Here is a 13,271-nt window from a genome sequence, read left to right as displayed (position 1 = left end):
CTCCGTGTATATCCGGACCTGCCTGGCCCGGCTCTCCTAAGCCTATGCCACTGGAGGGGATCACTTCAGCCCGGGAGTAAGTACGAAGTCCCATGGATCGGTGTTGACTCCGCTGACGCGCACGTCAGCGGCGAAGCCCTGGTCCGTGAGGACGTTTTCCAAGGCGTTCGCAGCGGGTGTCAGCCACAGCCATTCGCTGCCGAAGTGGGACACATCGATGAGGTACGGGCGGCCGTTGCCGGTGGCGGCACGCTCCCGCAGTTCCGACGCCGGGTGGTGGCGCAGGTCCGCGGTGACATAGACGTCCGCCTGCTGGGCACGCACGGCGTCGAACAGGCCGTCGCCGGCACCTCCGCAGACGGCGACCCTGCGGACCAGGCCGTCCGGGTCCCCGGCAACCCGCACGCCGCCGGCGACGGCGGGCAGGATGCTGAACACACGTTCCGCGAAGTCGGCCAGGCTGAGCACCTCGGGCAGGTCGCCGACCCGGCCGATCCCCTCTTCGGGCAGTCCTTCGGCGGCCGGCACCAGCGGGGCAACGTGCCGCAGGCCGAAGGCATCGGCCAGGACATCGGATACTCCCCCGACGGCGCTGTCACCGTTGGTGTGCACTGTCAGGAGCGCGCAGCCACCTTCGATCAGGCGGTGCACGGCCTCGCCCTTGAAGGTGCTGGCGGCGACGGAATTCACCGGCTTCAGCAGCAGTGGATGGTGGGTCAGGAGCAGGTCCGCGCCCCATTCGAGGGCCTCGTCGATGACTTCCCGGGTGGGATCAACAGCGAACAGGATCCGCCGGACCTCCCGGTCGACGCGTCCGGACACCAGGCCGGGAGCATCCCAGCCCTCGGCCAGGGATTCGGGCCAGAGTTCTTCGGCCGCCAGCAGTACGTCACCCAGGGTAGGCACGTCGGCCTCGGGTGCCTGAACCTGGTCCTCGGGCATGTCCGCGCCGGAGCGCTCGTGGGGGGAATCCGCTTCCATAGCTCTAGTTCTACCCTGCGGCCGTTGCCCTGCTCAATTCCGGCGCGCCTGCCGTGATGCAGGGAACAGTCCCCGGGCCCCTTGCCGGGCGCCGGGAATCAAAGCCGTCCCGGGCGCATTGTTAAAGGCATGATGACTTACGTATTAGGCGGAGGCTGCTTCTGGTGCCTCGATGCTCTCTACCGCAAGGTCCGCGGCGTAACCGACGTAGTTTCCGGCTACACCGGAGGCGCGGCCGAGAACCCGGACTATGACAGTGTGAGCGCCGGGATCACCGGGCACGCAGAGGTGGTGGCCGTGACTTTCGATGAGGAGATCATCCCCTCCGAAGTCATTTTGGACATGTTCTTCTCGCAGCACGATCCCACTACCCTGAACCGCCAGGGTTACGACGTCGGCACCCAGTACCGTTCGTCCATGTTCTACGCCGATGAGGGCCAGCGCAGTGATTTCGAAGCCGCCGTCGAGCGGGCACGGGAGAACTGGAAGGATCCGATCGTCACCGAGATCGTGCCCCTTCCGCGCTTCTACCCGGCGGAGGACTTCCATCAGGATTTCTACGCAAAGCACCCCGGCCAGGGCTATTGCCAGGTGATTATTAATCCGAAACTGGCCAAAGCGCGCAAGTATTACTCCCAATGGCTCCAGGACTAGGCCGCTGCATCCACGCCGATAGGCTGGAACGGATATCACTCCATCCGGTGAAACGAACGTTGAAGGAATAGAGGAAAACCATGGCTCGTATTTATGACGATGTAACCCAGCTCGTAGGTGGAACCCCGCTGGTGCGCCTGAACCGGCTCACTGAGGGACTCCACGCCCAGGTCGCCGTAAAGCTGGAGTTCTACAACCCGGCCAACAGCGTCAAGGACCGGATCGGCGTGGCAATTGTCGACGCCGCCGAGAAGGCCGGCGCCCTTCAGCCCGGCGGCACCATTGTGGAGGGCACCTCCGGCAACACCGGAATCGCCCTGGCCATGGTGGGCGCAGCCCGCGGCTACAAGGTCATCCTCACCATGCCCGAGACCATGTCCACCGAGCGCCGGGTCATGCTGCGTGCCTACGGTGCCGAAATTGTCCTCACCCCCGGTGCCGACGGCATGCGCGGCGCAGTGGACAAGGCCAAGGAAATTGTCGCCACCACCGAGAACGCCATCTGGGCCCAGCAGTTCGCGAACGAAGCGAACCCGGCTGTGCACCGGGCCACCACCGCCGAGGAAATCTGGGCGGACACGGACGGCCAGGTGGACATCTTCGTTGCCGGCATCGGCACCGGCGGCACCATCACCGGCGTCGGGCAGGTCCTGAAGGAACGCAAGCCGGATGTGAAGATTGTTGCCGTGGAACCGAAGGACTCCCCCATCCTGAACGGCGGTTCCCCCGGCCCGCACAAGATCCAGGGCATCGGCGCGAACTTTGTTCCCGAGATCCTCGACACCACCATCTACGACGAGGTCTTCGACGCCTCCATCGAGGACTCCGTCGCCACCGCCCGGGCACTGGGCACGCAGGAAGGCATCCTGGGCGGCATTTCCTCCGGGGCCATCGTCTGGGCCGCACTGGAACTGGCCAAGCGGGAAGAGAACGCCGGTAAGCTGATTGTTGCCACTGTCTGCGACTTCGGAGAGCGTTACATCTCCACCGTCCTGTACGACGACATCCGCGGCTAGACCGCGCTCCGCCCCCTGCGGGACGGACCAACCGAGCAGAAAGTTCTCTGTGAGTCTGTTAGCCCGACTGCGCGAAGACCTCGACGCCGCCGCATCACATGATCCGGCGGCCCGGGGCTCGTTTGAAAACTTCGTTGTGTATTCCGGCCTGCATGCCATCTGGATGCACCGGGTGACGCACCGCATGTGGGCACGGCCCGCGCTGCGGTTCCCGGCCCGTGTCCTGTCGCAGGTGACCCGTTTCGCCACCGGCATTGAAATCCATCCCGGTGCCACAATCGGCCGCCGGTTCTTTATCGACCACGGCATGGGGGTCGTCATCGGTGAAACCGCCGAGATCGGCAACGATGTCATGCTCTACCACGGGGTGACCCTGGGCGGGCGTTCACTGGCCAAGGTCAAGCGGCATCCCACGATCTGCGACGGCGTCACGGTGGGTGCCGGCGCGAAGATCCTCGGTCCCGTGGTCATCGGCGCCAACAGCGCGGTGGGAGCCAATGCCGTGGTGGTGAAGGACGCTCCCGCGGATTCGATCATTACCGGCATTCCCGCCACGTGGCGGCACCGGGACACCAAGATGACCCAGCCGGCCGTGGATCCGGCGGAGTACGTCGACCCCGCCATCTACATCTAGCCGGTCCGCAAGGCCGACATACAGAAAGGCCCGCAGCGTCCGCTGCGGGCCTTTCTGTATGTCCTGTAAGCGATGTGCCCTAGTGGGTGTCCACTGCTTCGACCTCGGCGTGGTCCTGGCCCCACATGGTGTGGAAGGTGCCTTCGGCATCCACCCGGTGGTAGGTGTGCGCACCGAAGAGGTCGCGCAGTCCCTGGGTGAGTGCCGCCGGGAGCCGCTTGCGGCGCAGGCCGTCGTAGTAGGCCAGCGAGGAGGAGAACACCGGTACGGGGATGCCCAGCTGCACGGCAACGGAGACCACACGCCGCCAGGCCGGGACGGCGGCGGCGATGGACTCGGCGAAGGCGGGGGCGAACAGCAGGTTGGCAGGAGCTTCGCTGCCCGCGTAGGCCTTCATGATGTCGTCCAGCAGCTCGGCGCGGATGATGCAGCCGGCACGCCAGAGCGAGGCGATCTCATCCAGCTTCAGTTCCCAGCCGTATTCCTTCGCGGCAGCGTTGAGCATGTCGATGCCCTGCGCGTAGCTGACCAGCTTGGAGGCGTAGAGGGCCTGGCGTACATCCTCCACGAAGGTCTCGGGCAGCTCGACGGTGGATTCGCGGCCCTGGAGCGTCTCCTGGGCAACTTCCCGCTGCCCGCGCTGGGAGGACAGCGCGCGTGCGAAAACGGACTCGGCAATGGCGGAGACCGGGGAGCCCAGGTCCAGGCCGGACACGACGGTCCAGCGTCCGGTGCCCTTCTGGCCGGCGGAGTCCACGACTACGTCAACGAAGGGCTTCCCGGTCTTGGCATCCACGTGGCCCAGGACTTCGGCGGTGATTTCGATCAGGAAGGAGCTGAGCTGGCCGGTGTTCCACTCGTTGAAGATCTTTGCCTGCTCGGCCGGCTCGATGCCGGCGGCGGAGCGCAGCAGGTCGTAGGCCTCGCCGATCACCTGCATGTCCGCGTATTCGATGCCGTTGTGCACCATCTTCACGAAGTGCCCGGCGCCGTCGGTGCCGATCCAGGTGCAGCAGGGTTCGCCCTCGTACTTGGCCGCAATCTTTTCGAGCATCGGCCCGAGGGAGTCATAGGACTCACGGGAACCACCGGGCATGATGGACGGCCCCAGGAGCGCGCCCTCTTCACCGCCGGAAACGCCGACGCCAACAAAGTGAAGGTCCTTCTCGGCCAGCGCGGCCTCACGGCGGCGGGTGTCTTCAAAGTGGGAGTTGCCGCCGTCAATCACAATGTCGCCCGGTTCCAGCAGGGGCACCAGCTGGCTGATCACGGAATCCACGGGCGCACCGGCCTTGACCATGATCAGGACGCGGCGCGGTGTCTCCAGGGAGTCCACGAGTTCCTGGAGCGACTCGGTGCGGATGAAGTTCCCCTCATCACCGTGCGCCGAAAGCAGGGCGTCCGTCTTTTCGATGGAACGGTTGTGCAGGGCCACCGTGTAACCGTTTCGGGCAAGGTTGCGGGCGAGATTCGCACCCATGACGGCAAGGCCGGTTACACCAATTTGTGCACTCAAGTTCTCTCCAAGGATCGTTCGGGCGGGACGGGGCAGGATGGCCACGCCGTGTTCAGGCTCCAGCCTATGCTTCTTCGCTATCCCGCCGCCACACGCGCGCCCTTAGGCACCGGCTTCGTAGCCGTTGATCACGGAGGCAACGTTTTCGACGACGCCGATACCCTCCGAAAGCGTGCTGTTCCGGGAACTGAGCACCGCGATGCTGTAGTTCCTTTCCCCGTCGCGGATAAAACCCGAACTGCCGACAGCCCACTCGTCGTCGTCATCCGGCAGCCAGCCGTTCTTCAGGGCCACTTCCGTCAGGGGTGAGGAAACGCCCGCGCTGATCCCCCAGTTCTGCTCCGGGCATACGTTCTCCATCAGGCCGACGGCGAATGCCAGCAGGTCCGCGTCCAGCCAGTCGGCGCCGTTGGCCGCCGTCCGGGCGATCAACACCTGGTCCCCGGCGGTGGTTTCACTGGCACCCCACATCTCGCCGGCTTCGGTGTCGGTCACCCCAATGAGATCGTAGGTGCGGTCCAGCGCGTCCCGGCCGCCCAGCCGGGCGTACAACTCGGCGGTGGCCTCGTTGTCGCTGTATTCGATCATCAGGGTGGCGAGCTCCTCTTCCTCCGCCGTCAGGCTGCGGTCTTCCTCCGTGGCCTGGCGAACCAGGGTCAGGAGGATGGGCACCTTGACCAGGCTCGCCTCCAGGTACCGCGCGTCCGGGTTGTAGCTCCAGGACCGGCCGGTCGTGTTGTCCTGGACGGCGACGGAGAAGTCGTCCTTCCGGTCCGCAGCAACCACATCGAGAGCGGCGGCAACCGGGGCAGGAACAGTTTCTTCCGCTGGAGCTGAGGGTGCCGGGGCGGAGCCGGTGGTGGAGTCCACCGGAGCCGGATCCGTGGGCGCCGTGCACCCGGCCAGCAGGACCAGCGCCGTCACGGCGGCGCAGACGGATTTCCCCGTATTTCCCATCAATCCCCTGTGTTCCGTATAGCTGTGCGGTTAATCCTTCGGAAGGATGCATTGGGGCACACAAAAAACCGCCGCTACTTCCCGCTTCTGCGGAATGTAACGGCGGCCGTTGGTGGGTCCTACCGGGATCGAACCGATGACATCCACGGTGTAAACGTGGCGCTCTACCAGCTGAGCTAAAGACCCAAAACATGTTGCCCGGCCGAGGCGAGATAACTCCGCAGGCCCTGCATCACGAGGAACTACGTTACCGCATTCAGCGCACGGATGCCTAATCGGCGGGTTGGTCCTGCGGTGCAGGCAGGTCCGGCAGGTTCCGCGCCAGCCAGCTTAGGGCGGTACTGACTCCCATATCGATTTTCAGGGTGGCCAGCGGATCCCCGCGGGTGGCGCCGCGGTTAATGATGACTACGGGCTTATCCGCCTTCGCCGCGTACCGGACAAAGCGAAGGCCGCTCATGACGGTCAGGGACGAGCCGGCCACCAGGAGTGCACCGGCGTCGTCCACCATGGAAAAGGCCCGTGCCACCCGGTCCTTGGGGACATTCTCACCGAAGTACACAAAATCGGGTTTGAGCATGCCGCCGCAGACCGGGCAGTCCGCCACCACAAAGTCTTCGGTGTCGACGACGTCGGCGTCGGCATCGGGGGCGATCTCGCCGTCGTGACGGGGGCGGTCCAGGTAGCCCGGGTTGAGTTCCTCCAGCAGTTCTGCGACTTCGGAGCGGGAAAAGCCGGAATGGCAGGCCAGGCAGACCACTCTGTCGTAGCGTCCATGGAGGTCCACGACGTTGACGCTGCCGGCGTCGGTGTGCAGCCGGTCCACGTTCTGGGTAATCACGCCCGAGAGCAGTCCCCGATGTTCCAGCTCCACTACTGCCGAGTGGCCGGAGTTGGGTACGGCGTGGCGCAGGTGGTGCCAGCCAACATGGTTGCGGGCCCAGTAGCGGCGGCGGAGTACCGGGTCGCCAACAAACTGCTGGTACGTCATCGGATTGCGCGGCGGAGCGTCCGGCCCGCGGTAGTCGGGGATTCCGGAGTCCGTGCTCAGCCCTGCGCCTGTGAGCAGGGCGAGACGCTGCCCGCCGAGGTATTCAGCGGCGCGCCTGAGCAGGCGCAGCTCCGTCTCGGTAGGCGCAGGTGCGGTGCCGCGGGCACGTCCGCTGGCGAAGCCCGTCAGTCCCAGCCCCGGTCGTGGATCCTGGTCCGCCCTTAAATCCTGCCCGGGCCGTGAATCCTGCTCCGCATTCACAGGTCCTCCAAAGCGGTGCGGTACCAGTCGAGGGGACGCGGGACCCCGGACTCCGTCCGGATCGATGCGCGGAGGACTCCCCCGCCGTCAATGACAAAGCTGGCCCGTTCGGCCAGCCCGCGGCGTCCGTCGAAGACGCCAAACGTCCGGGCGGCTTCTCCGTGGGGCCAGAAATCGGAAAGCAGGTCGAAGCCAAACCCCTCCTGCTCCGCCCAGGCCCGGAGGGTGTACTTCGAATCACAGGAGACAGCCAGCAGGCGGACGCCGGCGTCGGCGAACAGACCCTTCGCGGACTGCAGCTCCTCAAGTTCGCCCCGGCACACCTTCGAAAACGCGAAGGGGAAAAACACAAGCACGACGCCGGTGCCCCGCAGGCCTTCCAGCCGGATGTCTTCGCCGAACTGGTTGGGGAGGCAGAAACCGGGAACCACAGCACCTGCCGCTGGCAGGCCTGCAGTCACTTCTTGCGTCGGCTCACCAGGCGGGTGGCGGCCCAGTCGTCACTGACACCCGGAGAGGTGGTGACGTGGAGTCCCGCCGTGGGTGCCGCTTCCTCGATATCCGCCGGAGGAACGTAGCCGTCCCGGCCGGACTTGGGCGTCAGCACCCAGACCGTTCCGCCCTCGTCCAGCGTGGTCAGGGAATCGACCAGCGCATCCACGAGGTCGCCGTCGTCGGCACGCCACCAGAGGATGACGCCATCCACAACATCGTGGTCGTCTTCCGTGAGGAGTTCGCCGCCGATGAGGTCTTCCAGGTCCTCACGGAAGTCGAAATCCACATCCTCGTCGTAGCCGAACTCCTGAACCAGGTCGCCGTCCTTGAAACCCAATCTGCTCGCCACGTTTTCCTCAGTGACGGCCTCGGCCTCGCTCACTTCACTCCTCCTGGTTGACTGCATAAATACAAGGGAATCACACATTTGCCTGATCCGCGCTGTCTCAGAGTCAACGAAACACCTAAAACCTGCAGGCTTCAAGGCCCAGCGGGCTGTACGCCGTCAGCGATGCTTCCCGGTGCAGGCTACGCAACAACCGGGGCACGGGACTAGAGTGGAAGGAAAGCAGATCCGGGCGCCGAGGCGCGCACACGCGCAAAACGCGCAAGTGAAGATCCGGCGGACACCGGCCGGATTCCCACAGTAAAGAATGTCGCAGACACAATCTGTACATGAGAGAGGTTGGCCGTGGCCGCAGAAGACACAACGGACATCCTGAGCGGGTTAACCAACCAGCTGCCGGACCGTGATCCTGAGGAAACCGCAGAATGGATCGAATCACTCGATGAGCTGATCCGTTCGCAGGGCACTGAGCGCGCGCAGTACATCATGCGTTCGCTGCTCCAGCGTGCCGGTTCCCAGAGCGTGGGCGTGCCGATGGTAACCACCACCGACTACGTCAACACCATCCCGGTTGATCAGGAACCAGAATTCCCCGGCGATGAGGAAGTTGAACGGCGTTACCGCGCCTGGCTGCGGTGGAACGCCGCGATCATGGTGCACCGGGCCCAGCGCCCGGGTATCGGCGTCGGTGGGCATATCTCGACCTACGCAGGCGCAGCGACCCTGTACGAAGTGGGCATGAACCACTTCTTCCGGGGCAAGGACCATCCGGGTGGCGGAGACCAGATTTATTTCCAGGGTCACGCCTCCCCCGGCATGTATGCCCGCGCCTTCCTGGAAGGCCGCCTGTCCGAAGAGGACATGGACGGCTTCCGCCAGGAGAAGTCCCGCGAGGGGCATGCGCTGTCGTCCTACCCGCATCCGCGCAGCATGCCGGACTTCTGGGAATTCCCGACGGTTTCCATGGGTATTGGTCCCATGAACGCCATCTACCAGGCACAGTCCAACCGCTACCTGCAGAACCGCGGCATCAAGGACACCTCCGAACAGCATGTGTGGGCGTTCCTGGGCGACGGCGAAATGGACGAGCCGGAATCGCGCGGCCTGCTCCAGCTGGCCGCCAATGACAAGCTCGACAACCTGACCTTCGTGATCAACTGCAATCTGCAGCGTCTCGACGGACCGGTCCGCGGCAACGGCAAGATCATGCAGGAACTGGAAGCCTTCTTCCGCGGCGCCGGCTGGAATGTCATCAAGGTTGTCTGGGGCCGCGAGTGGGATGACCTGCTCCAGCGCGACAAGGACGGCTCGCTGGTGGACATCATGAATGCCACCCCCGACGGCGACTACCAGACCTACAAGGCCGAGTCCGGCGGGTTCGTCCGCGAGCACTTCTTCGGCAAGAGCCCGGAGACCAAGGAACTCGTCGCCAACCTGACCGACGAGGAAATCTGGAACCTCAAGCGCGGCGGCCACGATTACCGCAAGGTCTACGCCGCATACAAGGCCGCCACGGAGTTCAAGGGCGCCCCGACGGTCATCCTGGCCCACACGGTCAAGGGCTACGGCCTGGGTACGCACTTCGAGGGCCGCAATGCGACCCACCAGATGAAGAAGCTCACCCTCGATGACCTGAAGGCTTTCCGCGACCACCTGCGGATCCCGATCAGCGACGAGCAGCTTGAAGCCGATCCGTACCGGCCGCCGTACTACAACCCCGGAGCCGACGCTCCGGAGATCAAGTACATGCTGGAGCGCCGGCGCGAACTGGGCGGCAACGTCCCCGAACGCAGGGTGAAGCACGAACCGGTCCACCTTCCGGACGACAAGGCCTACGAAGTAGCCAACCGCGGCTCCGGCAAGCAGCTGGCTGCAACCACCATGGCGTTCGTCCGTCTGCTCAAGGACCTGATGCGGGACAAGGAATTCGGCAAGCGCATTGTGCCGATCATTCCCGACGAGGCACGCACCTTCGGCATGGACTCGTTCTTCCCGACGGCCAAGATCTACAACCCCAAGGGGCAGAACTACCTCTCCGTGGACCGGGACCTCGTCCTGGCCTACAAGGAGTCCCCGCAGGGCCAGATCGTCCACGTGGGCATCAACGAAGCCGGCTCGATCGCGGCCTTCACCGCCGCGGGCACGTCCTACGCCACCCACGGCGAGCCGCTGATCCCCGTCTACGTGTTCTACTCGATGTTCGGGTTCCAGCGCACCGCCGACTACATCTGGGCAGCCACTGACCAGATGGCACGCGGGTTCCTGATCTCGGCAACCGCCGGCCGCACCACCCTGACCGGTGAAGGCCTGCAGCACGCCGACGGCCACTCGCCGATCCTGGCCTCCACCAACCCCGCGGTGAAGACCTACGACCCGGCGTACGGCTACGAGATCGGGCACATCGTGCGCCACGGCCTCGAGGAGATGTACGGCCCGGATTCCAAGGATCCGAACGTCATCTACAACCTGATGGTCTACAACGAGCCGATCCAGCAGCCCAAGGCCCCCGAGGACCTGGACGTGGAAGGCATCATCAAGGGCATCTACCTGCTTGCACCGGCCAAGATCGACGGCCCCCGCACGCAGCTGCTGGCCTCCGGCGTTGCCGTGCCGTGGGCGCTGGAAGCCCAGCAGCTCCTGGCTGAGGACTGGGGAGTTTCGGCCGACGTCTGGTCCGTCACCTCCTGGAACGAACTGCGCCGCGACGGCCTGGCCGCCGAGGAGGAAGCCTTCCTCAACCCCGGCTCGGAGCCCCGCGTGCCGTTCGTTACGCAGCAGCTGGCCGGAGCCACCGGTCCGATCGTTGCCTCCACGGACTACATGAAGGCCGTACCGGACCAGATCCGCCAGTTCCTGCCGAACGAATTCGCCACCCTTGGTGCCGACGACTTCGGTTTCGCGGATACCCGGGCAGCAGCACGCCGGTACTTCAAGATCGACAGCCACTCGATGGTGGTGCGGGCGCTCGAAATGCTTGCACGCCGCGGTGAAGTCGATGCCAACGCCCCCAAGGAGGCAATGGAGAAGTACCACCTGCTGGACGTGAACGCCGGCACCAGCGGAAACGCCGGGGGCGACGCCTAAGCGTCCCGCCGCGTCTCCTGCCTAGGAGAAACCACAAAAGGGAACCGCCACACATGTGGCGGTTCCCTTTTTTATGCCCGGCTAGATGCCGGTTTCCGACACCAGGTCGATGTGGGCCTGCATCGCCGCAGCCGCGGCGTCCGGGTCCGCCGCACGGATGGCATCGGCAATGGCGCGGTGGGATTCCAGGGAGCGCTCCGGACGTCCGGGCTGCCCCAGGGAGGCCAGCCGGGTCTCGCGGACCAGCTCGGAAATGAACGTCATCATGGACGCGAGGATGGAGGAGTGCGCCGCGGCAGCCACTGCCTGGTGGAAGAGTTCATCCCCATGGGTGCCGCGGCTGCCGCTGGAAATCTCCCCGGCCATGGCTTCCAGCGCTGCCTCCACCGCCGCAAGGTCGGCGGGCGTACGCCGCTCGGCGGCAAGCGCTGCGAGTTTTACCTCCAGGGTGCTGCGCGCTTCAACGATTTCCGGCATCCGGTCCCGGTGCTCGCGCAGTTCCCGCAGCACGGAGGCAACGCTGGGCCGATATACCAGTACGGCACCGGTGCCATGCTGCACATCGATAACGCCCAACACCTCCAGCGCCACCAGTGCCTGCGCCAGTGTGGCCCGGGATACACCCATCCGCTCGGCCAGCTCCCGCTCAGCGGGCAGCAGGTCTCCCGGCCCCAGTCCCGTCGCGGCAATGAACCCCAGGAGCTGTTCCACCAGGCGCTCGTACAACCGGGGACGCGACACCCGGACAAACCCGCCGCCGCCGTTACTGCCGGGCATTGGAACCTCTCTCTTCGCCTGCACGGCATCCGCCGGCCAGGAATCCGAGTATAGCCAGCCCGGATTACGCGTTGACAAGACGGTGAGAGTTTAGGAGGCTAGTCCAGTGCGTGTGGTGTAGATCACACTCACCGCCGCCGCTGCCGGGCGGCCCCTGACCATCGACCGAGGGAACAATGATGTCCGCTCCGCTCCTTTCCATCCTGATATTGGTGGCCATGTTCCTTTTGGCCACCGTATTGCCACTGAACATGGGGGCACTCGCCTTCGTCGGAGCCTTCCTGCTGGGCTTTGTTTTCCTGGGCATGAGCACCGAGGATATCCTCGCCAACTTCCCGGGCGGCCTGTTCCTGACCATCGTCGGCGTGACGTATTTGTTCGCCATTGCCCAGAACAACGGCACCATCGACCTGTTGGTCCGGGGAGCGGTGAAGCTTGTCGGTAACCGGGTGGCGCTCATCCCGTGGATCATGTTCGCCATCACCGCGGTCATCACCGCAGTAGGCGCACTGTCACCGGCCGCCGTCGCCATCGTGGCTCCCATCGCCCTCGGGTTCGCCGCAAAGTACCGGATCAACCCGCTGATGATGGGCATGATGGTTATCCACGGCGCGCAGGCCGGCGGCTTCTCCCCCATCGCCGTCTACGGCGTCACGGTAAACGGCATCATCGCCGAGACCGATCTGGACTCCAGCCCGTTCGCCGTCTTTATGGCCAGCCTGCTGTTCAACACCTTCATCGCCGTGATCCTCTACTTCGTCCTGGGTGGCAGCAAGCTGCGCAACAGCACCACGGGAGCGTTTGTGGAGCAGGTTGCCGAGGCACGGATGAACCTCAGCGTCGCCGGCCGGGCCGACGTCGCCTACAAGGGCACCGGATCGGACATTTACGGCCCGCGGGATCCCGCAGGCGACGGGCTTGCCGCCACCAAGACCCGCAGTGAAACCTTCCCCCAGATCGTCACCATCGCCGGCCTGGTCACCCTGGCCGTGGTCGCCCTTGGATTCAAGATCGACGTCGGCTTCGTTTCCATCACCATCGCCACGATCCTTGCCCTGGTGTCGCCTCAGGCGCAGAAGGGAGCGATCAACAAGATCAGCTGGACCACGGTCCTGCTCATCTGCGGCATGCTCACCTTCGTGGGGGTCCTGCAGGAAGCAGGCACGGTGGAATACGTGTCCGACGGCGTGGTCAGCCTCGGGATGCCGCTGCTGGCCGCCCTGCTTATCTGCTATATCGGTGCCGTCGTGTCCGCCTTCGCGTCCTCCACCGCCATCCTCGCCGCACTGATCCCGCTGGCCGTTCCGTTCCTCGCGTCCGGCGAGATCGGCGCGGTGGGACTCATCTGCGCCCTGGCCGTCTCCTCGACCATCGTGGATGTTTCCCCGTTCTCCACCAATGGCGCCCTGGTGCTGGCCAACGCACCCGAAGGCCTGGACAAGGACCGCTTCTACAAGCACATCCTCGCCTACAGCGGCATCGTCGTTGTAGCCGGGCCGCTGGTGGCCTGGCTGATCATGGTGGTTCCCGGCTGGCTCTAGCCCCACCCGTTTCCCGCA

General features: G+C 65.0%; 12 protein-coding genes and 1 tRNA gene. 5 read left to right on the top strand and 8 right to left on the bottom strand.

Annotated elements, in window-relative coordinates; all coding sequences use genetic code 11:
- Window positions 1–60: 60 nt before the first annotated feature.
- Window positions 61–942, bottom strand: a complete 882-nt coding sequence (locus QNO10_RS05705) for a Nif3-like dinuclear metal center hexameric protein (protein ID WP_442860259.1) — start codon at window positions 940–942, stop codon at window positions 61–63.
- 168 nt (window positions 943–1,110) lie between these two features.
- Between QNO10_RS05705 and msrA the strand changes: the two genes are divergently transcribed.
- The 3 genes from msrA (at window position 1,111) to epsC (ending at window position 3,285) form a co-directional block, all read left to right on the top strand.
- Window positions 1,111–1,635, top strand: a complete 525-nt coding sequence (gene msrA, locus QNO10_RS05700; protein ID WP_229948846.1) for a peptide-methionine (S)-S-oxide reductase MsrA — start codon at window positions 1,111–1,113, stop codon at window positions 1,633–1,635.
- Between the two features lie 80 nt (window positions 1,636–1,715).
- The gene (gene cysK / locus QNO10_RS05695) at window positions 1,716–2,651 is read left to right on the top strand and encodes a cysteine synthase A (RefSeq protein ID WP_229948848.1); all 936 of its coding nucleotides are present in this window, start codon (window positions 1,716–1,718) and stop codon (window positions 2,649–2,651) included.
- A 49-nt stretch (window positions 2,652–2,700) separates the two neighbouring features.
- Window positions 2,701–3,285: a serine O-acetyltransferase EpsC gene (epsC, locus tag QNO10_RS05690; RefSeq protein ID WP_229948850.1), complete on the top strand. Its 585-nt coding sequence runs from the start codon at window positions 2,701–2,703 to the stop codon at window positions 3,283–3,285.
- A gap of 79 nt (window positions 3,286–3,364) precedes the next feature.
- Here the strand turns inward: epsC and gnd are convergent, their stop codons facing one another.
- The 6 genes from gnd to QNO10_RS05660 all read right to left on the bottom strand — a co-directional run bounded on the left by gnd (window position 3,365) and on the right by QNO10_RS05660 (window position 7,887).
- Complete coding sequence (gnd, locus tag QNO10_RS05685; protein ID WP_229948852.1) at window positions 3,365–4,801, bottom strand: NADP-dependent phosphogluconate dehydrogenase; 1,437 nt, start codon at window positions 4,799–4,801, stop codon at window positions 3,365–3,367.
- A gap of 102 nt (window positions 4,802–4,903) precedes the next feature.
- Entirely contained in the window at window positions 4,904–5,758 is an 855-nt protein-coding gene (locus tag QNO10_RS05680; protein ID WP_229948854.1) for a serine hydrolase, read from the bottom strand.
- Window positions 5,759–5,868: 110 nt separating this feature from the next.
- Window positions 5,869–5,944 (bottom strand) — tRNA-Val (locus QNO10_RS05675).
- 85 nt (window positions 5,945–6,029) lie between these two features.
- A complete protein-coding gene (locus tag QNO10_RS05670) occupies window positions 6,030–6,938 on the bottom strand; it encodes an NAD-dependent protein deacetylase (protein ID WP_442860260.1) in 909 nt (302 codons plus the stop codon).
- 68 nt (window positions 6,939–7,006) lie between these two features.
- On the bottom strand, window positions 7,007–7,471 hold the full coding sequence (locus QNO10_RS05665) for a peroxiredoxin (RefSeq protein WP_229948858.1): 465 nt from the start codon (window positions 7,469–7,471) through the stop codon (window positions 7,007–7,009).
- Window positions 7,468–7,887 carry a DUF3052 domain-containing protein gene (locus QNO10_RS05660; RefSeq protein ID WP_229948860.1) on the bottom strand — a complete coding sequence of 140 codons (420 nt, stop codon included), beginning with the start codon at window positions 7,885–7,887 and terminating at the stop codon, window positions 7,468–7,470. The genes QNO10_RS05665 and QNO10_RS05660 overlap by 4 nt, the downstream gene beginning before the upstream one ends.
- Window positions 7,888–8,190: 303 nt before the next feature.
- On the opposite strand from QNO10_RS05660, the gene aceE reads away from it, so the two are divergent.
- Window positions 8,191–10,935 (top strand): pyruvate dehydrogenase (acetyl-transferring), homodimeric type, encoded by a 2,745-nt coding sequence (aceE, locus tag QNO10_RS05655; RefSeq protein WP_231707478.1) that lies wholly within the window; start codon window positions 8,191–8,193, stop codon window positions 10,933–10,935.
- A gap of 81 nt (window positions 10,936–11,016) precedes the next feature.
- Here aceE and QNO10_RS05650 read toward each other — a convergent pair whose 3' ends face one another.
- A complete protein-coding gene (locus QNO10_RS05650) occupies window positions 11,017–11,712 on the bottom strand; it encodes a FadR/GntR family transcriptional regulator (RefSeq protein ID WP_229948864.1) in 696 nt (231 codons plus the stop codon).
- Window positions 11,713–11,891: 179 nt separating this feature from the next.
- On the opposite strand from QNO10_RS05650, the gene QNO10_RS05645 reads away from it, so the two are divergent.
- Window positions 11,892–13,253, top strand: a complete 1,362-nt coding sequence (locus QNO10_RS05645) for an SLC13 family permease (RefSeq protein ID WP_229948867.1) — start codon at window positions 11,892–11,894, stop codon at window positions 13,251–13,253.
- The last annotated feature ends 18 nt before the right edge of the window (window positions 13,254–13,271 follow it).

Source organism: Arthrobacter sp. zg-Y919 (assembly GCF_030142045.1).
Taxonomy (GTDB): domain Bacteria; phylum Actinomycetota; class Actinomycetes; order Actinomycetales; family Micrococcaceae; genus Arthrobacter_B.
This window is presented reverse-complemented; position numbering and strand designations above follow the sequence as displayed.

Excerpts from the sequence above, each read along its gene's own strand:
- QNO10_RS05705 (WP_442860259.1), bottom strand. The coding sequence starts at position 942 with ATGCCCGAGGACCAGGTTCAGGCACCCGAGGCCGACGTGCCTACCCTG.
- QNO10_RS05645 (WP_229948867.1), top strand. The coding sequence starts at position 11,892 with ATGTCCGCTCCGCTCCTTTCCATCCTGATATTGGTGGCCATGTTCCTT.
- msrA (WP_229948846.1), top strand. The coding sequence starts at position 1,111 with ATGATGACTTACGTATTAGGCGGAGGCTGCTTCTGGTGCCTCGATGCT.
- cysK (WP_229948848.1), top strand. The coding sequence starts at position 1,716 with ATGGCTCGTATTTATGACGATGTAACCCAGCTCGTAGGTGGAACCCCG.
- QNO10_RS05680 (WP_229948854.1), bottom strand. The coding sequence starts at position 5,758 with ATGGGAAATACGGGGAAATCCGTCTGCGCCGCCGTGACGGCGCTGGTC.
- QNO10_RS05650 (WP_229948864.1), bottom strand. The coding sequence starts at position 11,712 with ATGCCCGGCAGTAACGGCGGCGGCGGGTTTGTCCGGGTGTCGCGTCCC.